This window comes from Streptomyces sp. WM6386 (genome assembly GCF_000972385.1).
Lineage (GTDB): Bacteria > Actinomycetota > Actinomycetes > Streptomycetales > Streptomycetaceae > Streptomyces.
Genome location: NZ_JXTE01000023.1, coordinates 42772 through 68779 on the forward strand (window position 1 = coordinate 42772; position 26008 = coordinate 68779).

Consider the following 26008-nt stretch of genomic DNA (forward strand, 5'->3'; position numbering starts at 1 on the left):
CCTGGGAGTAGCTCCCGGTGGTTCGATGTGCGGCGCCGGCTGATCAACCTGCCTTGGTGTGCGCCGAGTTGAGGCGGGTCAGCTCGTCGTCGGTCAGCTGGATCGCGCCGGCCGCCACGTTGTCGACGAGGTGGTCGGGGTTTCCGGTGCCGGGAATGGCCAGCACGTGCGGGCCCTGGTGCAGCGTCCAGGCGATACGGATCTGCGCGGGGCTCGCACCGTGCGCCCGGGCGATGGAGAGCACCTCCTCGTCGTGGTTCGTGGTCGCGCCCTGTTCCCCCACCGTGCCCGCCACCGCGTAGAACGGGACGTACGCGATGCCCTGCTCGCCGCAGATGCGCAGGAGTTCGTCGGGGTGGTCCAGGGCGTAGCGGTTCTGGACGCTCACCACGGGGGCGATGGCCTGGGCCTCGGCGAGGTGGCGGGGTTTCACGGACGAGATGCCCAGGTGGCGGATCAGTCCGGCCTCGCGCAGTTCGGCCAGGGCGCCGAAGTGCTCGGCGATGGATTCCTGTTTCATGCGGCGCAGATACACCAGGTCCAGGTGGTCCCGGCCCAGCTGGCGCAGGTTCTCCTCGACATGGCCGCGGAGGTCCTCGGGGCGGGCCGAGGTGCCCCACTCCCCCGCGTGGTCGCGGAAGGGGCCGACCTTGACGGCGACGACCAGGTCGTCGGGGTACGGGGCCAGCGCGGTGTTGATCAGTTCGTTGGCGGAGCGCAGGGACGAGAAGTAGAAGGCCGCCGTGTCGATGTGATCGACGCCGACCTCGATCGCCTTGTGCAGTACGGCGATCGAGCGTTGCCGGTCGCTCGGCGTCCCGTGGTGGAAGGCCGCGCTGCCCGTCAGCCGCATCGCGCCGAGGCCGAGGCGGTTGACGGGCAGGTCGCCCAGTTTCCAGGTGCCCGCGGCATCCGCGGTGATCGTTTCGGAGGTCATCAGCGGAGTGTCACACAGGGACCGCCGGGGGACGTGGTCCCTTTACGGACATATGAATCATCCGTCCCAGGTCCAGTCCGCCACCTCCGGCAGATCCGTGCCGTGTTCGCGGATCCATGCGTGGTGGCGCAGTCGGGCGTCCTCCATCTGCTGTCGTACGGGAGCGGCGCGCACGGCGAGACCGGGGACGCGGTCGATGACGTCCATGACCAGGCGGTAGCGGTCGAGGTCGTTGCGGACGACCATGTCGAAGGGCGTGGTCGTGGTGCCGATCTCCTTGTATCCGCGGACATGGAGATGCGGGTGGCCGTCGCGGCGGTAGGCCAGACGGTGGATGAGCCAGGGATAGCCGTGGTACGCGAAGATCACCGGCCGGTCGGTGGTGAACAGGCCGTCGTACTCGAAGTCGCTCACCCCGTGCGGGTGTTCGTCGCTCGGCATGAGCCGTGCGATGTCGACGACGTTGACGACGCGTACGGCGAGCCGTGGCAGGTGGCGGCGGAGCAACTGGGCGGCGGCCAGCACCTCCTGGGTCGGGACGTCGCCTGCGGCCGCCAGGACCACGTCCGGTTCGCGGTCGCCGTTCTCCGTGCCGGCCCACTCCCAGATGCCGGCGCCGCGGGCGCAGTGCGCCTTGGCCTGCTCCATCGACAGCCAGTCGTAGCAGGGCTGTTTGCCGGCGACGATCACGTTGACGTAGTCGCGGCTGCGCAGCGCGTGGTCGGTGACGGAGAGCAGGGTGTTGGCATCCGGCGGGAAGTAGACGCGCACCACTTCGGGGCTCTTGTTGAGGATGTGGTCGACGAAGCCGGGGTCCTGGTGGGAGAAACCGTTGTGGTCCTGGCGCCAGACGTGCGAGGTCAGCAGGTAGTTGAGGGAGGCGATGGGAGCGCGCCAGGGCAGTCGGCGGGTGACCCGCAGCCATTTGATGTGCTGGTTGACCATCGAGTCGACGATGTGGGCGAAGGCTTCGTAGCAGGAGAAGAGTCCGTGCCGGCCCGTGAGGAGGTAGCCCTCCAGCCAGCCCTGGCAGGTGTGTTCGGAGAGGATCTCCATCACCCGGCCGTGCCGGTCCAGGTGTTCGTCGACGTCCAGGGTGGCGGCCTGCCAGGCCTTGCCGGTGGCGGCGTAGACGGCCTGGAGACGGTTGGACTCGGTCTCGTCGGGGCCGACGATGCGGAAGTCGCGCCGGTCGGCGGTGGCCCGCATGACGTCCTCGAGCAACTCGCCCAGGACGCGGGTGGGTTCATGGAGGGTGGCGCCGGGTTTGTCGACGGGGACCGCGAACCGTTCGAGGGGCGGCAGGGGCAGGGAGCGCAGGAGCAGGCCGCCGTTGGCGTGGGGGGTGGCGCCGAGTCGGCGCTTGCCTTCGGGGACGCATGCCAGGACGTGAGGCTTCGGGCCGCCGTCCTCCTCGAACAGGTCCTCGGGGCGGTACGAGCGCAGCCACTGCTCCAGCTGCCGCAGGTGGTCGGGGTTGTCGCGGACGGCGGCCAGGGGGACTTGATGGGCACGCCAGGTGCCTTCCACCGGGAGGCCGTCGACCTCGGCGGGGCCGGTCCAGCCCTTGGGGGTGCGCAGCACGATCATCGGTGGCCGGCCGTGCTCGGCGATGCGGTCGAGCGCGGTGTCCAGGGCGTGGGCCATGGCGCGGTGGACGGTGGCCGGGTCGTCGCCGGTGACGTGGAGGGGTTCGTGGCCGTATCCGCGCAGGAGGGCGTCGAGTTCGTCCTCGGGGATGCGGGCGAGCACCGTCGGGTTGGCGATCTTGTAGCCGTTGAGGTGCAGGATCGGCAGGACGGCCCCGTCGTGTTCGGGGTCGAGGAACTTGTTGGAGTGCCAGGACGCGGCCAGTGGGCCCGTCTCGGCCTCGCCGTCGCCTATGACGCAGGCGACCACCAGACCGGGGTTGTCGAGCGCGGCTCCGTAGGCGTGCGAGAGGGAGTAGCCGAGCTCACCGCCCTCGTGGATCGAACCGGGGGTCTCGGGGGCGACATGGCTCGGCACCCCGCCGGGGAACGAGAACTGTTCGAAGAGGCGGGCCATGCCCTGCGCGTCCCGCGTGATGTCCGGATAGGTCTCGCTGTACGAGCCCTCCAGCCAGGCGTTGGCGAGCACGGCGGGGCCGCCGTGACCGGGGCCCCAGATGCACAGGGCGTCCAGGTCGCGGGCCTTGACGGCGCGGTTGAGGTGGGTGTGGACGAGGTTCAGCCCGGGTGAGGTTCCCCAGTGGCCGAGCAGCCGTGGCTTGATGTGCTCGGGGCGCAGGGGCTCGGTCAGCAGGGGGTTCGCCATCAGGTAGATCTGGCCGACGGCCAGGTAGTTGGCGGCGCGCCAGTGGGCGTCCAGGGAGGTCAGTTCCTCGTCCGTGAGTGCGCCGGGCGAGTGGCGGGGGTCGACGGACATGGGGTTCCCTTCCGGTCGGGGGTCGCGGTGCGGGTCGACGGTGTCTGCCGTCCACCTTCGTCGCGTTCCCGGGTACCCGGCATGGACCTCATGGGCCAAAGTCGTCGGGAGGAAAGCCGTGGATTCCTTCTGCGGAACCAGTGGCGTTCAGGGCCGGTGTCCCCGGCCCCGGACGGCCCGCCGACGCGGGGCCTCGAACGTGGGTCACCTCGGCGGCGTGGCCGGTGACGCCGACGCCGCGCGGCCGGGATCGGGGCGGGCCCGGACCACCAGCACCTCGGTGTGGAGTTCCTCCGGTGGGATGTCCAGGCCGGCCCAGAGCGCGGCGGCGGCGATGAGGTTGAAGGGGCGGTGCGGGACGCAGTGCACGTCGGAGGCGAGGTCGGGCAGCCGTTCGGCCAGGGCCCGGGCGGCGGCTTCGGCGTCGGCGGCGTGCGGTCCGGACTCCGTGGGGACGGGTTTGCCGGCCCCTGAGACCAGTGCTTCGGCGAGCAGGAGGCATGGGCCGCCCGGGGCGGTCCAGCGGTCCGGGCGGGTGGTGGCCGCCGTGCCGGGGAGCACGTCCGCCAGCCGAGCGAGCAGCCATGCCGCCTGGGCCACTCCGGTGGCCAGCACGCCGGCGCCCGCTCCGGCCGACCAGGGGCGGTTGCCCTCCCCCGCGCGTGCCCGGCCCAGTTCCCGCCACCCGGCCGGGACCGGTACGGCCATCGGCGCCTCCAGCACGAGCGCGGCACACCCTCCGTCCGCCAGGCCTTCGGCCAGCGCCAGGACAGCCGTGTCCGGATCGCTTCCCCGGGCCGCGAGGGCCGACGAGGGTGCGTCCACGGCGGCCCAGGCGAATCGGCCGAGGGCCACCGACCCGACGTCCACTCCTACAACACGCGTGTGCATGGCTCCAGTTCAGCACACGTCGATTCAGCCCAGCGGCTTGTCCAGCACCGCCTTGCGGTGGCTGAACGTCTCGATGGAGTACCGCCCGTGGTAGTTGCCCATGCCGCTCGCTCCCACCCCGCCGAACGGCAGGTCGGAGACCGTGAGGTGGGCCAGCGGCAGGCCGTAGCCGAGGCCGCCGGAGGACGTCTCGGCGGCGAGCCGGTCCCGGGTGTCCTGGGAGGCGGTGAAGACGTACAGGGCGAGCGGCTTGTCGCGGTCGTTGATGAAGTCGATCGCCCGGTCGAGGTCCGGCACGGTGACGATCGGGAGGATCGGGCCGAAGATCTCCTCCTGCATGACGGGCGACGCGGGGTCGACGTCGGCGAGGACGGTGGGCGCGATGTACTTCGTCGTACGGTCGCTCGCGCCGCCCACGACGACACGGCCCGAGTCGAGCAGCCCGCTCAGCCGGTCGAAGTGCCGTTCGTTGACGATCCGGCCGTACTCGCCGGAGGCCGAGGCGTCACTGCCGTAGACGGCCTCGACCGACTTGCGGAACAGGGGCTCCAGGGCGGCGGCGGTCTCCGGGTCGGTGAGGACGTAGTCGGGGGCGACGCAGGTCTGCCCCGCGTTGAGGAACTTGCCGCGGGCCAGTCGGTCGGCGACGACGGAGAGGTCGGCGTCCCGGTCGACGAACGCCGGGGACTTGCCGCCGAGTTCGAGGGTGACCGGGGTGAGGTGTTCGGCGGCGGCGCGCATGACGATACGGCCGACGGCGCCGTTGCCGGTGTAGAAGATGTGGTCGAAGCGCTCGGCCAGCAGGGCCGTGGTCTCCGGGATGCCGCCCTCGACGACGGCGAAGGCCTCGGTGTCGAGGAACGCCGGCATGAGCCGGGCCAGTACGGCGGAGGTGGCCGGGGCCATCTCGCTCGGCTTGACCACGACCGCGTTGCCGGACGCCAGGGCGCCGACCACGGGGGCGAGCAGGAGCTGGGCCGGGTAGTTCCAGGGGGCGATGACGAGGACGACGCCGAGCGGGTCGTACTGCGTCCAGGCGGTGGCGTCGGCGCCGAGGTGTGCGGGGACCGGGGCGGACTCGATGCGCAGCCAGTCCTCGAGGTGGTCGAGGGTGTGGTCGATCTCGCGGATCACGAAGTCGATCTCGGTGCGGTAGGCCTCGGTGGCGCTCTTGCCCAGGTCCGCGTGGAGGGCGTCGGCCAGGTCGGTGCCGTGCTCGGTGAGCATCTCGCGCAGTCGACGCAGCTGCGTGGTGCGCCATTCGACGGGCTTGGTGCGGCCGGTGCGGAAGGTGGCGCGCAGCCGGGCCACGATGTCGGCGGGCTGCTCGGGGGTGGGCTGGTTCACGATGCCTCGCTGATGCTGCGCGGGCCGCTGGGCACGGCCTCGAACGGTTGGATGTAATTACCAACCTTTTCTACACCAAGATACATTCCCTCACCACGTAGATAACTTTGCGCTACGCCGCGATCACACTCGGGTGGAGTCGTCCAGCGTGCCCGCCAGACGGTCGAGCAGTCCGCGCAGGAGCTCCTCGTCACTGTCGCCGAGGGCGGGCCAGTCGGTGCGGACCGCGCGGTCGACGCGGCGCCAGTACTCCTGCCCGCGCGGGGTGAGGTGGGCGAGGATGCGGCGCCGGTCCAGCGGGTCGACGCGGCGGTGGACGAGGTTCTGGTCGACGAGCTGGTCGATGAGCTTGGTCAGCGTCGGCGGCGGCAGGAACGCGGCCTCGGCTATCGCCGTCATGTGGTGCCCCTGCCCGTCGCAGAGCAGGCCGAGCACCCGCCAGGCGTCGAGCGAGCAGCCCTCCTCGTCCAGGACCGTCTGGAGGCGGCGCGCGGCCAGTCGCTCGGCCCGCGTCAGGAGCTGCACCAGATCACGGGGCTGACGCGGAGATGAGGTGGGCATCGCGCTCCTAGGTCACGGGGTGCGTACATCGTATGAGACAGGCTGGAGTTCACCGGGCGGACCCGAAATCATGACGCCATGTTCCGGCACGATCCTCCCGCACCCGAGTGGTTCACGGCCGACGCCTCCGTGCTCGGCGTGGCTCTCGTCGTCCCGATGCAGGGGCCGGCGGGGATCTTCGGGCCGACCTGCGAGCTGTGCGCGCAGTTGGCGGCCGAGGAGGTCAACCGGGCGGGCGGGGTGCTGGGGCGGGAGCTGCGGCTGCTGCCCGTGGACGGCGGTGGGTCGCCGCGGGAGATCGCCGACCATGTCGAGGCGCTGGTGGACCTGGGGGTCGTGCAGGGCGTCACGGGCTGGCACATCTCCTCGGTACGGCAGGCGCTGGCGCCGAGGATCGCCCATCGGGTGCCGTACGTCTACACCGCCCTGTACGAGGGCGGCGAGCACACCGCCGGTGTGTTCCTGACGAGCGAGACACCGCGCGACCAACTCCGGCCCGCCATGGGTCTGTTGGCGCATGAGCGCGGGGTGCGCCGGTGGTTCGTCGTCGGCAACGACTATGTGTGGCCGCGGCGTACGGCACGGGCGGCGCATGAGTACGCGCGCGAGTCCGGCGGAGCCGTGGACGGGGAGGTCTATCTCCCGCTCGGCACCCATGACTTCGAGCCGGTTCTGCGGCGCATCGAGCGGTCGGAGGCGGACGCGGTGCTGATGCTGCTGGTGGGCAGCGACGCGGTGCGCTTCAACCGGGCGTTCGCCGCCTACGGGCTGCCCGCGCGCTGTCTGCGGCTCAGCACCCTCATGGACGAGAACATGCTGATGGCGAGCGGCCCTTCGGCCACCGAGGACCTCTACAGCACCGCCGGCTTCTTCGCCTCGCTCGCCAACCAGGACACCCTCGACTTCCACGGGCAGTACGCCGGACGCTACGGCGTCGAGGCGCCCGCGCTGGGCAGTCTCGGCGAATCCTGTTACGAGGGTGTGCTGTTGCTCGCCGCGCTGCTCAGGCAGGCCGGGACGCTGGACGTCACGGCGATCGGGGCGGCGGCCGGATCGGTGTCCTACGAGGGGCCGCGCGGGCTCATGCATCTGCGGGGCCGGCATGTTCGCCAGCGGATCTACCTGGCGCGCGCCGACGGGCTGGACTTCGACGTCCTCACGGAACTCGATCTTCACGGTTCCCGCTCTTGACAGCCCCCGGCACCGCCAAGATACTTCCCACAGAAAGTAATTAGAATGCCTCGGGCGAATTGTGATTTCTGTTTCTGAATGCAGATCACATGCCGCCAGGGGCGTTTTTTGTTGCCTCCGGGAAAGTCGAGCGAAACACCCCGGAAACAGGGGGACTTGAGTCTGTGGACCGCACTTCAGCAGGCAGTCACCCGAGGGGGTTGGTTTGTCCAGCGGTTCCAGCAGTTCCCGTATTCTCCGCCGACGTTTCCTGGCCGGCGGCGCCGCGCTCACCGCGGTGGTGGCCCTCTCCGCGTGCGGCGCGAAGACCGACGCGGCCGGCACGTCGTCCGACAAGGCCGCGAAGATCGACGTCAGCGGTGACACGGTCAAGGTCGGTCTGCTCAACTCGCTCTCCGGCACCATGGCGATCAGCGAGGTGACCGTACGCGACTCGCTGAAGCTGGCGATCGACGAGATCAACGCCTCCGGCGGGGTGCTCGGCAAGCAGATCAAGCCCATCAGCGAGGACGGCGCCTCCGACTGGCCGACGTTCGCCGAGAAGGCGCAGAAACTCATCAAGGAGGACGGGGTCGCGGCCACCTTCGGCTGCTGGACCTCCGCCAGCCGCAAGGCCGTCAAGCCGGTCTTCGAGAAGAACAAGTCGCTGCTCTTCTACCCGGTGCAGTACGAGGGGCTCGAGGAGTCCCCGTACATCTTCTACACGGGCGCGACCACCAACCAGCAGATCGTCCCGGGCCTCGACTACCTCAAGAGCAAGGGCCTGAAGAAGATCTACCTGGTCGGCAGCGACTACGTCTTCCCGCGTACCGCCAACAAGGAGATCAAGGCCTACGCCAAGGCCAACGGCATGACGATCGCCGGCGAGGACTACGCGCCGCTGGGCTCCACGGAGTTCTCCACGATCGCCAACAAGGTGAAGGCGTCGAAGGCGGACGCCGTCTTCAACACCCTCAACGGCGACTCCAACGTGGCCTTCTTCAAGGAGTACAAGTCCGCAGGGCTCACCGCCAAGACCATGCCGGTCGTCTCGGTGTCGATCGCCGAGGAGGAGGTCAAGTCGATCGGAACGCAGTATCTGGCGGGCCAGTTGACGGCCTGGAACTACTACCAGACCACCGCGGGCGCGGCGAACGCGAAGTTCGTGAAGGCGTACAAGGCCAAGTACGGCCAGGACAAGCCGACCAGTGACCCGATGGAGGCCGCGTACACCTCGGTCTACCTGTGGAAGGCGATGGTCGAGAAGGCTAAGTCCTTCGACCCGGAGAAGGTGAAGGCCGCCTCCGACGGCATCACCTTCGACGCCCCCGAGGGCAAGGTCACCGTCGACGGCGCCTCGCAGCACGTCTACAAGACCGCCCGGATCGGCGAGATCGGCACCGACGGCCAGATCAAGGAGGTCTGGAACTCCGGCAAGCCCATCAAGCCGGACCCGTTCCTCAAGGGCTACTCCTGGGCCTCCGGCCTGTCCTGACCGACCGTCACACGGCGGCCTCGCACGCGGGGCCGCCGTCTCACGCCTCTCCGGAGCCGCCGTATGACCGTGATCCTCGGTCAGACCTTCACCGGCATCAGCATCGGTGCCGTCCTGCTCCTCATCGCACTCGGCCTCTCGCTCACCTTCGGCCAGATGAACGTCATCAACATGGCCCACGGAGAGTTCATCATGGCGGGCGCCTACACGACATACGTCCTGCAGAAGTCCATTTCCAGCGCGGGAATTTCGCTGCTGGTCGCACTTCCCGTCGCATTTCTCGTCTCGGGCGCACTGGGCGCGTTGCTGGAATGGCTGTTGATACGACGCCTGTATCTGCGGCCACTTGACACTCTTCTCGTCACCTGGGGCGTCTCGCTGATGCTCCAGCAGCTCGCCCGGGACATTTTCGGCGCGCCCAATGTCCAGACCCGCGCGCCGGACGTCCTCACCGGGAACATCACCGTCATCGGCGGCGACGACCCGCTCACCTTCGCCAACAGCCGCCTGTTCATTCTGGGACTGGCCGTGGCGGCCGTGGTCGTGCTGTCGCTGACGCTGCGGCTGACCTCGCTGGGACGCCGGATCAGGGCCGTGGTGCAGAACCGGGACCTGGCCGAGGTGTCCGGCATCTCGACCTCGACCGTGGACCGTACGGCCTTCTTCATCGGCTCCGGGCTCGCCGGCGTGGCCGGGGTGGCGCTGACGCTGGTCGGTCCGATCGGGCCGACGATGGGCACCAACGTCATCATCGACGCCTTCCTGGTGATCGTGGTCGGCGGCATCGGACAGCTCAAGGGCACGGTCATCGTCGCCTTCGTGCTGGGCGTGCTCCAGTCGGTCCTGGAGTACTCCACGACCGTCAGCGTCGCCAAGGTGCTGGTGCTCGTCGCCATCGTCGCGTTCCTCCAGTGGCGGCCCCAGGGGCTGTACACGCTGCGCACGAGGAGTCTCGTATGAACCTCCTGACAGGCCGCTCGGCACGGGTGTGGGCGGGTTTCGCCGGGGCCGCCGTCCTCCTCTTCGCCGTCGCTCCGCTCGCGCTGTCCGACTTCCGGCTCGGGCTGCTCGCCAAGTACCTGTGCACGGCCATGGTCGCCGTCGGCGTCTGTCTGGCCTGGGGCCGCGGCGGGCTGCTGACGCTCGGGCAGGGCGTGTTCTTCGGGCTGGGCGGCTACGCCATGGCGATGCATCTGAAGATCGCCGACGCCGGGCCGGGCAACCTGCCCGACTTCATGCAGCTGTACGGCACGGCCACCGAACTCCCCTGGTGGTGGAAGCCGTTCGAGAACCCGCTGTTCGCCCTCGCGGCGACCGTGCTGCTCCCGATGGCCGTCGCCGCGCTGCTCGGTCTGTTCATCTTCCGGCGCAGGGTCAAGGGCGCCTACTTCGCGATCCTCAGCCAGGCCCTCGCCGCGGCGCTGGCCATCTGGCTGATCGGCCAGCAGGCCACCACCGGCGGCACCAACGGGCTCACCGACATCCAGGGCTTCTTCGGCTACAGCCTCGACGACCCGGTCAACCAGCGGATGGTGTACTTCGTCATCGCCGCGGCCCTGCTGCTCCTGATCGTGATCGCCCGCCAGCTCATCAACAGCCGGTACGGCGAACTCCTCGTCGCCGTACGCGACTCCGAGGAGCGGGTGCGCTTCCTGGGGTACGACCCGGCGAACGTCAAGCTCGTCGCGTACGTCGTCGCCGCCGGTATGGCGGGCCTTGCCGGGGCGCTGTTCGTGCCGGCGGTCGGCATCATCTCGCCGGCGCTGATCGGCATCGTGCCGTCCATCGAGTTCGTGATCGGCGCGGCGGTGGGCGGCCGGGCCAGCCTGGTGGGTGCGGTCCTCGGCGCGGTCGCGGTCGCGTGGGCCAAGACCGCGCTGTCGGAGGAGTTCCCGGCGGCCTGGACGTACTTCCAGGGGCTGCTGTTCGTCGTGGCGCTGGCCTTCCTACCGGGTGGGCTCGCCTCGCTGGCGGTCCTCGTACGGCGACGCAGGGCGACCACCGAGAAGAAGCCGACCGCCATCCCCGTGGGAGAGGCAGCATGAGCGAGCTGGAGATACGCGGACTGCGGGTGTCCTTCGACGGGTTCACCGCCGTCGACGGCGTCGATCTCGACGTCAGCCCGGGTGATCTGCGCTTCCTCATCGGGCCGAACGGCGCGGGCAAGACAACCCTCGTCGACGCGGTCACCGGTCTGGTGAAGGCGGAGGGCTCGGTGCGGTTCGACGGCCAGGAGCTGTTGGGGCGGGCCGTGCACCGGATCGCGCGGTCCGGGATCGGGCGGACCTTCCAGACGGCCACCGTCTTCGAGGAGTTGACGGTCCTTCAGAACCTGGACATCGCGGCGGGCGCGGGCCGGAGCATGTGGACCATGCTGCGGCGGCGCAAGGACGTCCCCGAGCCCGTCGCGAAGGCGCTGGAGACCGTCGGGCTCACGGACCTCGCCGATTCCCCCGCCGGAACCCTCGCCCACGGCCAGAAGCAGTGGCTGGAGATCGGCATGCTGCTCGTGCAGGACGTGAAGCTGCTGCTCCTCGACGAGCCGGTGGCCGGTATGAGCCACGACGAACGGCAGGCGACCGGCGAGCTGTTGCAGCGCATCAGCGAGGAGCGCACCGTCGTCGTCATCGAGCACGACATGGACTTCATGCGGTCCTTCGCGCGCAGCGTCAGCGTGCTGCACGCCGGCAAGGTGCTCAGCGAGGGCACGGTGGCCCAGGTGCAGGCGGACCCGAAGGTGCAGGAGGTGTACCTCGGGCACACGGTGACCGAGGCCGCCCCTGCCGTCGTACAGGAGGCGTGATGTTGCAGATCGAGGGCGTCCGCGTCGGCTACCACCGCAGCACGGTCCTGCACGGGGTGTCGATCGAGGTACCGAAGGACGGCGTGGCCGCGGTGCTCGGGCACAACGGCGCCGGCAAGAGCACGCTGCTGCGCGCCGCCGTCGGCCTGCTCACCCCGAACAGCGGGACGATCCGCCTCGACGGCGAGGACATCACCCGTCGCAAGCCGCACGAGCGGGTCGGGCGCGGGATGGCGTACGTCCCGCAGGGGCAGCAGTCGTTCCCGCATCTGACCACCGCGGAGAACCTCCAGCTCGTCGCGGACGGCCGCAGACGCGGCAAGGAGGCGATCGCCGAGGCGCTGGACCTCTTCCCCGCGCTGCGGACGCTGTCCGGTCGGCGTGCGGGGCTGCTCTCCGGCGGTCAGCGGCAGCAACTCGCCATCGCCCGGGCCCTGGTGACGGAGCCTCGGATCCTTCTGCTGGACGAGCCGACCGAGGGCATCCAGCCGTCGGTGGTGGCCGAGATCGAGGAGACGATCCTCGCGCTGGCCGCCCGGGGCGGGCTCTCGGTGCTGCTGGTCGAGCAGCACGTCGGCTTCGCGATGCGGGCGGCGCAGAAGTACTACGTCCTGGAGGCCGGGCGCGTCACGTCCTTCGGCGAGGGCGGCAAGGAGTCGGAGCTCGCGGTGCGGGAGGCGCTCAGCGTGTGAGGCGGCGTTCGAGCCAGGCGCGTTCCGCCGGGTTCTCGGCCAGGGCGACGGCGGCCTCGTAGGCCCGCGCCGCCTCCGTGTCCCGGCCGAGGCGGCGCAGCAGGTCGGCGCGGACCGCGTGGAAGACGTGGTAGCCGTCGAGGTCGAGGGTGTCCACGAGGTCGAGGGCCGGGCGCGGTCCCTCGACCTCGGCCACGGCGACCGCCCGGTTCAGGGCCACCACCGGGCTGGGAGCCAGGGCCATCAGCTGGTCGTACAGCTGGAGGACCTGCGTCCAGTCCGTCGGCGGCCCGTCGCTGTGGACGGCCTGGACGGCGGCCTGGATCTGGTACGGACCGGGCTGGTTGCGGCGCAGACACCGGCGTACGAGATCCTGCCCCTCGGTGACGAGCCCGCGGTCCCAGCGCCCGCGGTCCTGCTCGGGCAGCGGCACGAGCACGCCCTCGCCGTCCTCCCGTGCCGCCCTGCGGGACTCGACGAGGAGCATCAGGGCGAGCAGGCCCGTGGCATCGGGCTCGTCCGGCATCAGGTCGGTCAGCAGACGGCCGAGGCGGAGCGCTTCCGCGCACAGGTCGGCCGAGCCCTCGTTGAAGATCAGGTAGACGACGGCGAGGACTCCTCGCAGCCGGTCCGGAAGGTCGGCGTCGCGGGGCACGCGATACGGGATCCGGGCGCCGCGGATCTTCGCCTTGGCGCGGACCAGTCGCTGGGCCATGGTCGGCTCGGGGACGAGGAAGGCGCGGGCGATCTGGGGTGTGGTGAGCCCACCGAGCAGGCGCAGGGTCAGGGCGACCCGGGCCTGCGGCGCTAGGGCGGGATGGCAGCAGGTGAAGATCAGACGGAGGCGTTCGTCGCGCACGGGGCCCTCCTCGGGCGGCGCGTCAGGGGTGTGCAGGAGGGTCGCCTCGGCGTGTCGGCCGTCCCGTTCGGCCTCGCGGCGCAGCCGGTCGATCGCTCGGTTACGGGCGGTGGTGATGATCCAGCCGGCCGGGCTCGGCGGGACTCCGGTCTCCGGCCAGCGCCGCACGGCCGTGGTGAAGGCGTCCTGGACCGCTTCCTCGGCGAGGTCGATGTCGCCGAGGAAGCGGACGAGGACGGCGACGGCCCGGCCGTACTCGGCGCGGAAGACCGCCTCGACGTCGACGGGCGCCGGCATCAGTCCTCGGCCTGGTGCATGAACGGGCGCACCTCGATGGGCAGGGTGGTGGCCCGGGTCGCCTTCCTGCCCCATTCCAGGGCCGCGTCCAGGTCGGGGGCCTTGATGAGACAGATGCCGCCCAGGTACTCCTTGCCCTCGGCGTACGGTCCGTCGGTGATCAGGATGTCGCCGTCCCCGGGGCGCAGCACGGTGGCCGTGTCGGGGCCGTGCAGTCCGCCGGCGAAGACCCAGGCGCCGGCCTCGCGCAGTTCCGCGTGGAAGGTGTCGAGGTTGCGGACGATCTCCGCCATGGCCTCGGGCCCGGGCGGCGTTCCGTCGGTCGGGGTGATCACGCTGAGCAGGTAGTACTGCATGACGTCCTCCTTGGTGCGGTGTCGTTCTCTCAGCTCCTACACGAACGGCTCACCCCCGGATCGACACCGCGCACGACGACATCGGGAGAATCTTTTCCATGACCATCGCACCGCACCCGCTCGTCGTCCGCACCCAGGAGCTCGCCGACCGCCTCCTCACCCCGCAGGCGGCGCGGGTCGACCTGGCGGAGGTGCCCGTGAGTCATGTCGCGGAGATCAGGCAGTCAGGGCTGCTCGGGGTGAGCGCGCCGAAGGAGTACGGCGGGGCGGGCGCCCCCGACCCGGTGGCGCGGGAGATCCAGGAGATCCTGGCGGGGGCGTGCTGCTCGACCTGGTTCGTGCAGACCCAGCACCACACTCCGGTGCGGATGCTCGCGAAGTCCCAACTCCCGGTCCGGGAGCGGCTGTTGCGCCCGCTGGCGGCCGGCGAGCTGCTGGCCGGGATCGCGTACGCCCACGTCCGGGCGTTCCCCCGGGTCCCCGTGCGGGCGAGGGCGGAGCGGGACGGCTGGCGGTTCGACGGAACCGTGCCCTGGTACACGGGCTGGGGTCTCAACGACGTGATGCTGCTCGCGGGCGTGACCGACTCCGACGAGATCGTGTTCGCCTTCGCCGACGCGCGCGAGCAGCCGGGAGTGCGTCCCTCGGCGCCGATGCGGCTGGCGGCGCTCACGGCCGCCCGTACGGTCTCCCTGGACCTGGACGGCCTGTGGCTGCCCGAGGAAAGCGTGGTGCTGCGCACTCCGCAGGAGAAGTTCGCCCTCATCGACCTGCCCCGCAGCACCAACACGTCTCCGGCGGTCTTCGGGGTGGCGTATGCCGCGCTGCGTGTGCTGGAGGACGCCGGGGAGGCGGAGACGGCCCGTGAGCTGCGCGGGCAGGTCGACGAGGTACGGCGACAGGCGTACGAGCTGGCCGATCACCCCGTCGCGCACGAGCGCGTCGAGGAGCGCCTGGCGCTCAGGACCCGGTCGTACGACCTGATGCGTGCGGCCACGACCGCGGCGGTCGTGGCCGGGGGCGGTCGCACCATGGACGTACGCCATCCTGCCCAGCGGCTGGCCCGGGAGGGACTGTTCCTGCTGGTGCAAGGGCAGACGTCGCTGGTGCGCAGGGCGCATCTCGACGCACTGACGGAACTCCGGGAGTCCGCATGAGCAACAGTCCGACCGACATCGTCGAAGCGGCGTTTCGCCACTACCGTTCACAGGATCGCGAGGCCGCCTTCGCGCTCTACGCCGAGGACTTCACCTTCACCAGTCCGCGGGACGACCACATCGACAGGGCGGCCTTCTTCGAGCGGTGTTTCCCGACTGCGGACCGGTTCGCGGAGCAGCGGCTGCTGCACGTCGTCCCCGCCGACGGGGAACTCGTACTCGTGCACTACGAGTACGAGCTCACGACCGGCGGCCGCTACCGCAATGTCGAGGCGATCACCGTCCGGGACGGACTCATCCGGGAGGTGCAGGTCTTCTTCGGCGGCGAGGTGGGCGACCGTCCCTAGCTCGCGAACGGCACCTGCGCCGAGGGAGCGGCCGCCTTCTCGAACGGGTGCTGCCACAGCCCCTGGGCGGCGAGCCGCGGCAGGACGCCCTCGCCGAACCAGTACGCCTCCTCCAGGTGCGGATAGCCGGAGAGGACGAACTCGTCGATGCCGAGGGCGTGGTACTCCTTGATCCGCTCGGCGACCTCGTCATGGCTGCCGACCAGGGCAGTGCCCGCGCCGCCGCGGACCAGGCCGATACCGGCCCAGAGGTTGGGGTGGATCTCCAGGCCGTCCCGGCCGCCTCCGCCGTGCAGGGCGAGCATCCGCTGCTGCCCCTCGGACTCACTGCGGGCGAGCCCGGCCTGGACCGACTTGACGGTCTCCGGGTCGAAGCCCGCCAGGAGGCGGTTCGCCTCGGCCCATGCCTGCTCGGAGGTGTCGCGGGCGATGACGTGCAGGCGGATGCCGAAGCGGAGGGTGCGGCCGTGCTGGGCGGCGAGCCCACGGATCCAGGCGATCTTCTCGGCGACCGCGGCCGGCGGCTCGCCCCACGTGAGGTACACGTCGACGTACTTCGCCGCGACCTCACCGGCGATGGGCGAGGAGCCGCCGAAGTACACCTCGGGCACCGGGTCGGGCACCCGGGCCAGCTTGGCGTCCTCGACCTGGAGGTGCTCGCCCTTCAGGTCGACCGTCTTGCCGTCCCACAACCCCCGTACGACTTCCAGGAATTCGCCGGTCCGACGGTAGCGGTCGTCCTTGTCGAGGAAGTCGCCGTAGGCCCGCTGCTCATGGCTCTCGCCGCCGGTGACGACGTTGAGCAGGAGCCGTCCGCCGCTCTGCCGCTGGAAGGTGGACGCCATCTGCGCGGCGAGCGTCGGTGAGACGAAACCGGGGCGGAAGGCGACCAGGAACTTCAGCCGCTCGGTGTGCCGGCTGACCATGGCGGTGGTCAGCCACGCGTCCTCGCACCAGGCGCCGGTCGGCGTGAGCGCGCCGACGAAACCGAGGTCCTCGGCGGCACGGGCGATCTGGCTCAGATAGGCCACCGTCGGCGGCCGGTCCCGCCCCGAGACGGTGGCCGGGGTGCCGTGGCCGCCGCCGACGACATGGCGGCTGTCCCCGTTGGTGGGGAGGAACCAGTGGAAGGTGAGGGACACGTGGGGGTCTCCGATCGGGTTAGAGCAGGCCGTGACGGGGTGGCCTGGTGCCGTTGAGCACGTACCGGCCGATGTGCTGGATCTTCCAGCGGGTCGGGTCGTGCAGGGTGTGGGTGCGGGCGTCGCGCCAATGGCGGTGCAGATTCAGGGAGTTGAGCGCCGAGCGAGTGCCGGAGACCTCGAAGAGCGCGCTCGCCACCTCGACAGCCGCCTCGGCGGCCCGCACCTTGGCGGCGGCCACGGCGATCGACGCCTCGGCCGCCGAGTCGTCGCTCAGGTCGGCCTGCGCCGCTTCGACGGCCCGCGCGGCCTCCCGCAGCAGCGCTTCCGTCGCCCGTACCTGGAGGGCGAGTTCGCCGAACCGCTGGATCAGCAACGGGTCCTCGGCAGCCGTGTCGAGGCCGCTCTCGAACCACGGCCTGCTCTTCGTCCGTACGAACTCCGCCGCTTCCGCCAGCGCGCCACCGGCGATCCCGGCGTCGATGGCGGCGTGCAGCAACTGGGCGAGGGTGCCGTGTAGTTGGGGGCCGTCGAAGGTGAGGTGATGGGGCAGGACCCGGTCGGCCGGGACCTCGACGCCTTCGAGGCGGACCGTGCCGCTGGCGGTGGTGCGCTGGCCGAGGCCGTCCCAGTCGTCGATCACGGTCAGGCCCGGCGCGTCCCGTGGCACGTACGCGACGTGGAGCTTGTCTTCCTCGGCGCGGGCGAGCACGGGGATCCAGTCCGCGAAGAGGGCGCCGGTGGAGTAGTGCTTGACGCCGTCGAGGACGTAAGAGCCGTCGGGCCGCGGTGCGAGACGGGTGCGGATGTCCTGGACGTGCCGGGTGCCCGCCTCCGACTGGGCGTTGCCGAGGCGGCGGCCGGAGAGGAGTTCGGCGAAGAAGAACTTCCGTTGCTCCTCGGTGCCCTGACGGCGGATCACGTTGACGTAGGCGAAGTGGCTCTGCGGGATCTGCGCGAGGCTGGCGTCGGCCGAGGCCAGCAGCCGGAAGGTCTCGGCGAGGGTCTGCGGGCCGACGTCCGCTCCCCCGTGCTCCGCGGGGACGGTGACGGCCAGCAGGCCGGAAGCGGAGAGCCGGTCCAACTCGGCGCGCGGCAGCCTGCGTTCGGCGTCCCGCGCGGTGGCACCCGCGCGGAACTCCTCGGCCAGGGCGGCCGCGACGGCGAGGGCCTCCGTGTCGTCGGCGATCACATGGGCGGTCATCCGGGTCAGCTCGCCGCGGCCAGGACCGGGACGCGGCCCAGGGCGGCCGAGAACTGGTCGACCACCTGGGTCAGGGCCTCGGCGCTGGTCGCGACGACGCTGAGGGTGCCGTCCTCGTGCACGGTGATGTCCTTGTCGAGGGTGAACCAGCCCTGGACGATGTGGGCGGCGCCCATGGAGTTGAGCACCGGGCGCAGCGCGTAGTCGATGGCGAGGACGTGGGCGGTGGTGCCGCCGGTGGCGAGCGGGAGCACGGTCTTGCCGGTGAGCGCGTACTGCGGGAGCAGGTCCAGCAGGGCCTTGAGGACTCCGGAGTAGGACGCCTTGTAGACGGGGGTGGCGACGACGACCCCGTCGGCGCGGGCGAAGAGCTCGGTGGCCTCGACGATCGCGGGATGCTTGAAGTCGGCGCCGAGGAGAGCCTCGGCGGGGATGGTGCGGACATCGAGCGGGATCACCTGGTGGCCCTGGGCGGTCAGCCGCTGGTCGAGGTGGCGCAGCAGGCGGTTGGTGCGGGAGGAGGCGGAGGGGCTGCCGGAGACGGACAGGACGGTGGCCATGCGGTCCTCTTTCGGGGAGGAGAGGCGGGGCGCCCCCGGTTCAGGCGGGGGCGCCCCTGGGGAAGCGGTCGGGAGTACCAGGTGGGTTCGGGCAGTTCGCCTTCCAGGGCCCAGCGGCCGACTCACCCTTGAACCAGCCGGGCACGACGTTCACGGCGAAGCGGCCGTTCGACAGATGGTCGGCGGTGGCACCGAGCTTGGCCAGCACGCCGGGGTGCCACAGGCCGGGGTGGACGGCGGCGATGACCTTCAGACGCTGGGTGGCCAGGAGGAGGGCGAGGCTGAAGCTGGTCGACTCGTGCTGGTACTCGGCGCCGTAGCCGGCCATGTAGCGGACCTGGCTGAGCGCGTAGTCGAAGCCGTTGTTCTCGGCGAGGACGGCGAGTTCGCGGTTGTGGTCGTAGCCCCAGTCGGTGCGCTGCTCGATCTTGCTCGTGACGAGGCCGCCGCTGACGTTGGGGACCCAGTAGGCCAATTTCACGGGCTCTGCGGGCATGCGGAACTCCAGTTGCGGAATGTTTTCGAGCACGCCGAATTCAAGGGGGTCGTCAAAGGGAACGCGGACGCGTTGAATTCAGGCGGGGAGAGCGAAAAGCGCGGCGGATCTCAAGAGAGTGATCAGGCCGCGGGGCAACAGGAGGCGCTGGAGACGCGCGCGAGGTCGACATGGCGTCGCCGCGTGAGGTCCAGTCGCATCATCATGTTCTCGATCGTGACAGCCGCCGGTCCGGGCCGTCAAGGTAAACCCGACCGGTCTCGTATCGCGGACCATTGAATTTCACGAAGGTGTGACAGGGAAACCCTTGAACGCGCCGGGAAATGCGCCGCATTCTTCCTGCCATGCGGACCGAACAGCTCGAATACATCGCCGCGGTGACCCGGCTCGGTTCCCTGCGCCGGGCCGCGGAGGAACTGCGCCTTTCCCAGCCCGCGTTGAGCGAGACGGTGCGGAACCTGGAACGCGAGCTGGGCGTGGACCTCCTGGAGCGCAAGCGCTCGGGCGCGACGATGAGCGCGGAGGGCCGGGAGCTGCTGCCGCACATCATCAATGTGCTGGACGCGGTGGACCGGTTGAGGTCGGCGGCGGGCGAGCAGCACCGCATCAGCCGGATGGTGCGGGTGGGGACGGTGAACGCGGCGACCGTGCCGCTGCTGATCCCGGCGGTGCGGGAGTTCCGCGCCGGCCATCCGGTGACCCAGGTCGAGGTGGTCGGCGCCCAGCAGACCGACATCCACCGGGCGCTGTCCGAGGGCGGTTTCGATCTCGGCCTGGTGAACCATCTCGACGGCGACGACGTGCCGGCCGACCTGGAGAGCACGGAGCTGCTGCGCGGCCGCCCGGTGGTGTGCCTGCGCCCGGACAGCCCGCTGGCCTCACGCACCGTCCTGTCGGTGACCGACCTCCTGGACACGCCGCTGATCGCGATGCGCTCGGGCTATGTCATGCACCGTTATGTGCACCGGCTGCTGGACGGCAGGGCGCCCTCGTTCTCGTACTCCACCGACGGCGCCGAGATGGGCAAGCTGATGGTCGCGGAGGGGCTCGGTGTGACAGTGCTGCCGGACTTCAGCGTCGTGGACGATCCGCTGGTGCGCGGCGGCGCGCTCACCCACCGCCCGCTCACCGACGACTCGACCCGCGTCCTGCTGATGCTCCAGCGCCGCCGCGCGGACCCGGTGCCGCGCGCGGTCCAGGATCTGCACGATGTGTTCGTGGCGCGGGCCCGGGTGCTGGCCTCAGGAAACTGAACGCCGGGCACCCTTCTGAGCCGGGGTCGGGATCACGGCCTCCCAGGGGACGGCACGATCGCACCACCGGTGCAGGAGCGGGCGGTCGTGGCCGACGGCGAGCAGGCGATCGATCCGTCGCAGGGAAGCCAGGCCGCATCCCACGGAACTGCGCGCGGCCATCGTCGAGCCGGGGTACGCCGTCGCCGCCTGACGCTTCGGACGCTGACGCGGGTGTCGGTGCCGGAGTGCACCGCTCGGCACCGACCCCGCTTGCCTTGTTCAGGCCGCCTGCAGGGCAGGCTGCTCCGCCTCGTCCAGCAGGTCCATCAAGGTCGCCCGGGCCCGGGCGACGCGGGAGCGGACCGTGCCGACGGGGCAGTCACCGACCTCGGCCGCCTCCGCGTAGGGCAGGCCCACCAGCTGGGTGAGGACGAACGCCTCACGGCGTTCGTCCGGCAGCGACTCCAGCAGGTCGAGCAGCGCGATGCCGTCGTCGAAGCCGGGCAGGTCCCGCGGCTGCGCGTGCTCGACGGCCAACTGCCAGTCCGGTACGTCGGACAGACGGGGCCGGGCGGAGGCGTACCGGTAGCTGTCGATCACCGCGCGGCGGGCGATGGCCAGCAGCCAGGCACGGGCCGAGGAGCGGCCCTCGAACCGGTGCAGGCTGCCGAGCGCGCGCAGGAACGTGTCCTGGGCGAGGTCGTCGGCGGCCTGGGGGTCGCCGCAGAGGTGGGCGACATAGCGCGTCACGTCGAGGTGCAGGGCGCGTACGAAGTGCTCGACCGCGTCCGCGTCACCTCCGCGGGCGGCGAGCGCCCAGGCGGTTATCGACTCGTCCATCGACATCGCCGCGTCGTGGTTCTCGCGCGCGGCCGACAGGGCAGAAGTGATCACTTGGTGTCCTTCTCGGTCATCCGTGATCCGGGCCGGGGCGCATGGAGCGCGAGCGGTCCGGTGCGTGGGGGGACGGCCGTACGGCAACCTGCGCGGGCGGCGTACGGCCAAGACCCGAGGCGCCTCAGAGACGGGCTCGGGGATACCGGCTGTCGATCAGACGACAGCGGTTCCCACGGGCGGACCCCGAGAAGTGATCGCATGGACGAGGAGGAGCCGCGGCACCCGGTCCGAGGAGGGCCGGTGCGCACGGACGCGTGGCCGCTCAGGGGGGATGGGCAGAGCGGCGAGCAGCAGCCGCAGCGGTGCGGCCAGCCATCCGGCCACGGCCCGCAGGATGCGGAACGCGGCCCTCTCGCCGTATGCCAGCCACAGCCCGCACAGCGACGCGGCCAACAGGTGGGCGGCGAGCATACCGAGGGACAACGAGCCGGTCATGGAGTGGCCCGTGTGATCCATGTGCCCCATATCCATGGAGTCCATGGAGTGCATGTGCATCGAGCCCATGTGCATGGCGCCCATGTCCATCGACCCCATGTCGTGCCCCGCGGAACCCGTGCCCCCGGCCGCCGACTGGGCGAGCGAGAAGGCGGAGTGCAGCCCGGTCTGGGCGGCGACCACGACGGCCACGATCAACGGCAGCCCTCGCTCCCGGCCCGCCAAGCACCATCCCACGCCGCCGGTCACGACCGCCCCGGCGGCCAGCGCCCACACCGGGACGTCACTGCCGGACATCATCACGTGGCCCAGGGCGGCGAGCAACACACAGACGGCCGCGAAGACCGCGGCCCGTACTGTGCGAGAACACCACCCTGCAGTCATGGCGCCTCATCCTCGCATCCGGGCACGGGTCATCACGCAGGGGTACGGAAATCGCCTCTGTTTCGCTCACACGGATGCCCCCTGCGGGCGGCATGCCCGGCACGAGCTCGGCCGGACCGCCATCGCGAGGGTCTCGACAGCTCCGGTGCGCTCGAAGCGCAGCCTGAACGGCACGAGATCGCGCGCCTTCCAGCGCGTCGGCGGTCAGGACGACGTCCAGGCTGTCCGTCAACATGGCCGACTCGCGGCCCGCGGGGACAGGAGCCGAAGCCACCTCGGAAGCCGCAGAGCGCAGACGGGCACCAACTTCCGTAACACCGGCCCGGAGTCGGGCGGTACGCCGGGGTCAGTCCCCCTCCGCCGGGACCACCACCAGGAACGCGTCCGACTTCAGGTCCATCACGACCGTCGCCGGTTCACCCTGCTCGCGGCGCTCGGCCGCGTACTCCTCCGCCGGCCACGATCCGCGCGGAGCTCCCGCAGGGAACCGCTCCAACACCTTCGCGCCCATAGCGGCAGGCACCTCCAGCATCGACCTTCGACTCGGAACGACGAGTGAGCGTCGTAGAGCTGTTCGCCTGCCCGCAACCGACGCGTTCATGTCCCGCTGAACCGAACCCGTGTGACGGAGCCGGTCACTTGGAGCCGGCCGCGGGGACGAGCAGCGAGCGCACGACCAGGGTGTCAAGGAGCACCCCGAAGGCGACGATGAACGCGATCTGCGCCAGGAACGCCGGCGGGGTCACTCCGAGCGCGGCGCAGCATGGTGGGCGACACCCCCAGACGCCGGGCCGGCGCACCGGTCGTCAAGGACACGTCGGCGGTCTCCGAGGGCGGTCCCGGTGGGTCCTGGGGCCCCGCCGGTGGAGGAGTCGTACGCCGACGAGGAGCTCGCCCGGGGCCTGACGGCCGGCGACGAGGCATGTCTGGAAGCGGCCTACCGCCGGTGGTCGCCGCTGGTGCACGCACTCGCCTGGCGTTCCCTGGGGGACCTCGGGAAGGCCGAGGACGTGACCCAGCAGGTGTTCCTGGGGGTGTGGCGGGGCCGCGGCCGATTCCGCCCCGAGCGGGGCGGGTTCGGCGGCTGGATCGTCGGCATCACCGGGCGGAAGATCGCCGACGCGCTCACCGCCCGGACCCGCCGCACCGACCTCCTCGCCGCCGCCGACTCCTCCCTGCCGCTCACGGATCCTTCCGCACGGCAGCCCGAGTCGATCCTGGACCGGGTCCTCGTCCGTCAGGAGCCGGCGAAGCTGCCCTCGGCCCAGCAGAGGGTCCTGAGGCTGACCTTCTACGAGGCACACGGCAGCCGACCGGCACATCTCCGGCCACCACTACACATAAGGGAAAAATAAGCGCAGAATGTATCTGCGCGGCGCTTACCGCACACCGCACAAAGACGCGGTCCGGCCTGCGAGTCAAAGGAGACGAGTCATGGCCAACGTCTCGCCCACCCGAGGTGACATGACCAGCCACCCTGATGCTTCCGAAATGCGGGAACGGTATGCCCGTATGCTCGGCGGTCGCGATGTGGCGCTCGTGGACGGACCGGTGTTCCTGCTCGGTCTGTACTGCGCCGTATCCCCCTGGATACTCCACTACACGACGAGCCAGCCCGCCCTCGTGCCCCACAACCTGATCGTGGGCATCGCCATCGGACTGCTGGCCCTCGGGTTCACCCAGACTCCGGAACGCATGTACGGCCTCAGCTGGGCCTTCTGCGCGGTAGGTCTGTGGATGATCGTCTCGGCGTGGATCGTCGGCGACAGCCCGGACGCCGGCGTCATCCTGAACAACATCATCATCGGCGCCCTGGCCGTCATCCTGGGGCTGATGTGCACCGTCACCGCGGCGAAGAGCGCCCCCAGGGCGTAGGGGCACCCGGAGAGGAAGCGACCCCGGCCGGTCCGCGCCCCGCGGGCCGGCCGCTCCGTTTCACGGCACCAGCCACGGCTCCTGCGGGAGCGGACTGCCGGTCTCCAGCAGCGACTTGAGGTTGGACAGCACCGCCGCCCAGCCGGAGGCCGCCGCGGCGCGCTCGCCCTCGTCGGCCAGGTTCTCGTGGGTGACGGTGAGACGGACGATGTCGCCGTGCTGCCGGATGTCGAAGGTGACCCGGGAGTACTTGTCGTCCTGGCCCTCGTCCTCGGGTGCGGCCCAGGTGGTGACGAGGCGGGTGGGACGCTCACTCTCCACGACGGTGCCGACGACGTCGGCGACGCCGGAGCCGTCGGTCCGTACGTGCTCCCAGCGGGAGCACTGCTTCCAGTCGGAGACATTGCTGTGTCCCCAGTACGCCGCGGTGAGGTCGGCGTCGGTGAGGGCGTCCCAGACCTTCTCGGGTGTGCTCTCGATGTAGGTGACGTACACGAACGTGGGCTTGTCGGTCATGGCTTCCTCGGCTCGTCGCTTCACGGCACCGAGCGCGCTCAGGCGCGGGCGCTCGAACTTGTCGATCCACCGCTCCTGGATCTCATGGAGCGGGACCGGATTGAGGTAGTGCAGCTTCTCCCGACCCCGCCGCACCGTGCTGACCAGGTTGGCCGCCTCCAGGAGGGCCAGGTGCTGGGTCACCGACTGACGTGTCATGGCGATGCGCTCGCACAGCTCGCCGAGCGTCTGACCGTTGTGCTCGTGCAGTCGGTCCAGCAGCCGTCTGCGCGTGTCGTCGGCCAGCGCCTTGAAGACCGTGTCCATTCCCGAGTCACCTTCTGATCGCACACTCCACGTTATGCAGGCATTCACCTGCATGTCAATGCAGCACGAAAAGAGGTGTCCCGAGGCAAGGGGCGGCTGCCACGCTCCTCCCATGGATCACTGCGAGGTGTTGCTCATCGGCGGTCGCGCCGGAGTCGGCAAGACGAGCGTGGGCTGGGAGGTCTCGGCACGGCTGCGGAGCGCGCAGGTCTCGCATGCCGTGATCGACGGGGACTTCATGGGGCAGGTGCATCCCGCCCCCGAGGGGGATCCGGACCGGGCGGCGATCGGTGAGCGCAACCTGACCGCCGTGTGGCGCAACTATGCCGAACTCGGCTACCGGCGCCTCGTGTACGTGAACACGGTGAGCGTTCTCGACGAGGCGACGGGGATGTTCCGCCGGGCGATGGGTGACGCCGTCCGGATTGTCAGGGTCCTGCTCACCGCGACCGACGGGACGGCCCAACGGCGTCTGACCGGACGGGAGTTGGGCTCCGAGCTGGACGCGGAGCTCCGCAGCGGCGCACGCAAGGCACGCCTGCTGGACGAGCGTGCGCCCGCCGACACCCTGCGGGTGGGGACCGACGGGCGCACCGTGATCGACATCGCGGCCGAGGTGGTGGCCGCCACCGGATGGGCTCCGGCGAGGATCAGCTGACGTTCAGCGCCGCGTCGTCGATGACGAACGACGTCTGGAGAGTGGACCCTTCCGTGCCGGTGAACTTGAGGGTGACGGTCTGCCCGGCGTAGCTCGCCAGGCTGAAGCTGCGCTGGGTGTAGCCACTGGCCGCATGGAGGTTGGAGTACGTGGCCAACGTACCGAGCACCGTGCCCGAGCTGTTGAGCACCTGCACCTTGAGGGTGTCGTAGGCGGTGCTGGTGGTGGTCTCGGCGGTGTCGATGTGCAGGGAGAAGCTGAACGTGGCGGTGGTGCAGGCCGACGGGACGGTCACCGCCTGGGACAGGGTGTCGGTGTGCGCGGAGCCGTAGCCGTCGAGCCAGGCGTAGTAGGAGCCGGTGCGGGCGGACTGGCTGCTGGAATTCGTGATGACACCGCTGGTGGCGGTCCAGGTGGTGCTGCCGGACTCGAAGCCGTTGTTGCCGAGGAGTTGGGCTGCGGTGCAGGTGCCGCCGCCGCCTCCCCCGCCGTCACCCCCGTCGTCGTCGCTGCCGCCCGCCAGCCACTCGGTGGCGTTCAGCGCGAGCGCCGCGTTGGTGGCGCCGGTGTCGTTCCAGCCGTCGTAGAGCGTGTTGCCGGACTGGCCGGTGTCGTCGTCGATGGGTGAGCTGTCGCCCCAGAAGGCGATCCTTCCGCTGCCGAAGGTGCTGGTGGCGAAGAAGGCTCCGGTGTTGCCGGAGTAGCCGGTGCGGTAGAGCAGGCCCTTGACCGACGAGTTGTCCGCGGGCTTGAGGGTGGCCGTCGTGCCGCTGGCGATCAGGCTCTTGGTGACGGTGCCGAACGAGCCGTGCAGCACCGGATTCGAGCTGTCGCTGACGGCCGACGGGTAGTCCGAGCCGATGCTGAGCGAGTCGACGGAGAAGCCGAACGGGTCGGTGGAGTCGACGCTGTTGTTGGTCATCAGGTCGTTGAGGATCTCGACCGCGTCCTCGCCGTCGTTGTTGCGGTCGGCGCCGGTGTG

The 26008-nt window shown here is 70.4% G+C and carries 28 protein-coding genes and 1 pseudogene (1 of these 29 cut by a window edge); 12 read left to right on the top strand and 17 right to left on the bottom strand.

What is annotated here, in order from left to right:
* Positions 1-43 precede the first annotated feature (43 nt).
* The 5 genes from TN53_RS16555 to TN53_RS16575 form a co-directional block, all read right to left on the bottom strand.
* Entirely contained in the window at positions 44-937 is an 894-nt protein-coding gene (locus TN53_RS16555; RefSeq protein WP_046259264.1) for an aldo/keto reductase, read from the bottom strand.
* A 57-nt stretch (positions 938-994) separates the two neighbouring features.
* A complete protein-coding gene (locus TN53_RS16560; RefSeq protein ID WP_046259265.1) occupies positions 995-3343 on the bottom strand; it encodes a phosphoketolase in 2349 nt (782 codons plus the stop codon).
* Positions 3344-3547: 204 nt separating this feature from the next.
* Entirely contained in the window at positions 3548-4234 is a 687-nt protein-coding gene (locus TN53_RS16565; RefSeq protein ID WP_159038133.1) for a hypothetical protein, read from the bottom strand.
* Positions 4235-4258: 24 nt separating this feature from the next.
* Complete coding sequence (locus TN53_RS16570) at positions 4259-5581, bottom strand: aldehyde dehydrogenase family protein (protein WP_046259267.1); 1323 nt, start codon at positions 5579-5581, stop codon at positions 4259-4261.
* A 123-nt stretch (positions 5582-5704) separates the two neighbouring features.
* A complete protein-coding gene (locus tag TN53_RS16575; protein ID WP_046259268.1) occupies positions 5705-6142 on the bottom strand; it encodes a MarR family winged helix-turn-helix transcriptional regulator in 438 nt (145 codons plus the stop codon).
* A gap of 78 nt (positions 6143-6220) precedes the next feature.
* Between TN53_RS16575 and TN53_RS16580 the strand changes: the two genes are divergently transcribed.
* The 6 genes from TN53_RS16580 to urtE all read left to right on the top strand — a co-directional run bounded on the left by TN53_RS16580 (position 6221) and on the right by urtE (position 12302).
* Entirely contained in the window at positions 6221-7333 is a 1113-nt protein-coding gene (locus TN53_RS16580) for a substrate-binding domain-containing protein (RefSeq protein ID WP_046259269.1), read from the top strand.
* A 205-nt stretch (positions 7334-7538) separates the two neighbouring features.
* Positions 7539-8807, top strand: a complete 1269-nt coding sequence (gene urtA, locus TN53_RS16585; RefSeq protein WP_420719103.1) for an urea ABC transporter substrate-binding protein — start codon at positions 7539-7541, stop codon at positions 8805-8807.
* A 63-nt stretch (positions 8808-8870) separates the two neighbouring features.
* A complete protein-coding gene (gene urtB / locus TN53_RS16590) occupies positions 8871-9767 on the top strand; it encodes an urea ABC transporter permease subunit UrtB (RefSeq protein WP_046259270.1) in 897 nt (298 codons plus the stop codon).
* Positions 9764-10852, top strand: coding sequence for an urea ABC transporter permease subunit UrtC (urtC, locus tag TN53_RS16595; protein ID WP_046259271.1), 1089 nt, complete (start codon positions 9764-9766; stop codon positions 10850-10852). Before urtB ends, urtC begins: the two co-directional genes overlap by 4 nt.
* A complete protein-coding gene (gene urtD / locus TN53_RS16600; protein WP_046259272.1) occupies positions 10849-11610 on the top strand; it encodes an urea ABC transporter ATP-binding protein UrtD in 762 nt (253 codons plus the stop codon). Before urtC ends, urtD begins: the two co-directional genes overlap by 4 nt.
* Positions 11610-12302, top strand: coding sequence for an urea ABC transporter ATP-binding subunit UrtE (gene urtE / locus TN53_RS16605; RefSeq protein ID WP_046259273.1), 693 nt, complete (start codon positions 11610-11612; stop codon positions 12300-12302). The genes urtD and urtE overlap by 1 nt, the downstream gene beginning before the upstream one ends.
* On the opposite strand, the gene TN53_RS16610 is transcribed toward urtE, so the two are convergent.
* A complete protein-coding gene (locus TN53_RS16610; protein WP_046259274.1) occupies positions 12292-13458 on the bottom strand; it encodes an RNA polymerase sigma factor in 1167 nt (388 codons plus the stop codon). The genes urtE and TN53_RS16610 overlap by 11 nt on opposite strands.
* Positions 13458-13814 carry a YciI family protein gene (locus TN53_RS16615; protein WP_046259275.1) on the bottom strand — a complete coding sequence of 119 codons (357 nt, stop codon included), beginning with the start codon at positions 13812-13814 and terminating at the stop codon, positions 13458-13460. The genes TN53_RS16610 and TN53_RS16615 overlap by 1 nt, the downstream gene beginning before the upstream one ends.
* A 98-nt stretch (positions 13815-13912) precedes the next feature.
* Between TN53_RS16615 and TN53_RS16620 the strand changes: the two genes are divergently transcribed.
* Complete coding sequence (locus tag TN53_RS16620; RefSeq protein ID WP_046259276.1) at positions 13913-14971, top strand: acyl-CoA dehydrogenase family protein; 1059 nt, start codon at positions 13913-13915, stop codon at positions 14969-14971.
* A complete protein-coding gene (locus TN53_RS16625; protein WP_046259277.1) occupies positions 14968-15318 on the top strand; it encodes a nuclear transport factor 2 family protein in 351 nt (116 codons plus the stop codon). The genes TN53_RS16620 and TN53_RS16625 overlap by 4 nt, the downstream gene beginning before the upstream one ends.
* Here the strand turns inward: TN53_RS16625 and TN53_RS16630 are convergent.
* The 5 genes and pseudogenes from TN53_RS16630 to TN53_RS49545 form a co-directional block, all read right to left on the bottom strand.
* On the bottom strand, positions 15315-16460 hold the full coding sequence (locus TN53_RS16630; RefSeq protein WP_046259278.1) for an LLM class flavin-dependent oxidoreductase: 1146 nt from the start codon (positions 16458-16460) through the stop codon (positions 15315-15317). The genes TN53_RS16625 and TN53_RS16630 overlap by 4 nt on opposite strands.
* Before the next feature lie 19 nt (positions 16461-16479).
* Positions 16480-17664, bottom strand: coding sequence for an SfnB family sulfur acquisition oxidoreductase (locus TN53_RS16635; RefSeq protein ID WP_046259279.1), 1185 nt, complete (start codon positions 17662-17664; stop codon positions 16480-16482).
* A 5-nt stretch (positions 17665-17669) separates the two neighbouring features.
* Positions 17670-18224, bottom strand: coding sequence for an NADPH-dependent FMN reductase (gene ssuE / locus TN53_RS16640; RefSeq protein WP_046259280.1), 555 nt, complete (start codon positions 18222-18224; stop codon positions 17670-17672).
* 103 nt (positions 18225-18327) lie between these two features.
* Positions 18328-18720, bottom strand: a pseudogene (locus tag TN53_RS16645) (LLM class flavin-dependent oxidoreductase); the annotation flags it as partial.
* 122 nt (positions 18721-18842) lie between these two features.
* Positions 18843-18926 (bottom strand): putative leader peptide, encoded by an 84-nt coding sequence (locus TN53_RS49545; RefSeq protein ID WP_350955400.1) that lies wholly within the window; start codon positions 18924-18926, stop codon positions 18843-18845.
* Between the two features lie 138 nt (positions 18927-19064).
* Here TN53_RS49545 and TN53_RS16650 point away from each other — a divergent pair, with 138 nt between their 5' ends.
* On the top strand, positions 19065-19973 hold the full coding sequence (locus TN53_RS16650) for a LysR family transcriptional regulator (protein WP_046259281.1): 909 nt from the start codon (positions 19065-19067) through the stop codon (positions 19971-19973).
* A 261-nt stretch (positions 19974-20234) separates the two neighbouring features.
* Here TN53_RS16650 and TN53_RS16655 read toward each other — a convergent pair whose 3' ends face one another.
* The 3 genes from TN53_RS16655 to TN53_RS16665 form a co-directional block, all read right to left on the bottom strand.
* Positions 20235-20849, bottom strand: coding sequence for a sigma-70 family RNA polymerase sigma factor (locus tag TN53_RS16655; protein WP_046259282.1), 615 nt, complete (start codon positions 20847-20849; stop codon positions 20235-20237).
* A gap of 156 nt (positions 20850-21005) precedes the next feature.
* Positions 21006-21671, bottom strand: coding sequence for a hypothetical protein (locus TN53_RS16660; RefSeq protein ID WP_046259283.1), 666 nt, complete (start codon positions 21669-21671; stop codon positions 21006-21008).
* Positions 21672-22017: 346 nt separating this feature from the next.
* Entirely contained in the window at positions 22018-22203 is a 186-nt protein-coding gene (locus TN53_RS16665) for a hypothetical protein (protein WP_046259284.1), read from the bottom strand.
* A 310-nt stretch (positions 22204-22513) separates the two neighbouring features.
* Here TN53_RS16665 and TN53_RS16670 point away from each other — a divergent pair, with 310 nt between their 5' ends.
* The gene (locus TN53_RS16670) at positions 22514-23026 is read left to right on the top strand and encodes an RNA polymerase sigma factor (RefSeq protein ID WP_046259285.1); all 513 of its coding nucleotides are present in this window, start codon (positions 22514-22516) and stop codon (positions 23024-23026) included.
* Between the two features lie 79 nt (positions 23027-23105).
* Entirely contained in the window at positions 23106-23546 is a 441-nt protein-coding gene (locus TN53_RS16675; protein WP_046259286.1) for an SPW repeat protein, read from the top strand.
* 60 nt (positions 23547-23606) lie between these two features.
* Here the strand turns inward: TN53_RS16675 and TN53_RS16680 are convergent, their stop codons facing one another.
* Positions 23607-24368, bottom strand: coding sequence for an ArsR/SmtB family transcription factor (locus TN53_RS16680; RefSeq protein WP_046259287.1), 762 nt, complete (start codon positions 24366-24368; stop codon positions 23607-23609).
* A 112-nt stretch (positions 24369-24480) separates the two neighbouring features.
* Here TN53_RS16680 and TN53_RS16685 point away from each other — a divergent pair, with 112 nt between their 5' ends.
* Positions 24481-25026 carry a hypothetical protein gene (locus tag TN53_RS16685; protein ID WP_046259288.1) on the top strand — a complete coding sequence of 182 codons (546 nt, stop codon included), beginning with the start codon at positions 24481-24483 and terminating at the stop codon, positions 25024-25026.
* Here TN53_RS16685 and TN53_RS16690 read toward each other — a convergent pair.
* On the bottom strand, positions 25019-26008 hold the 3' portion of the coding sequence (locus TN53_RS16690; protein WP_046259289.1) for a hypothetical protein. It continues 480 nt past the right edge of the window; only the last 990 of its 1470 coding nucleotides appear in the window; its start codon lies beyond the right edge, outside the window — the gene reads right to left on this strand; the stop codon is at positions 25019-25021. The two genes, TN53_RS16685 and TN53_RS16690, sit on opposite strands and share 8 nt — an antisense overlap.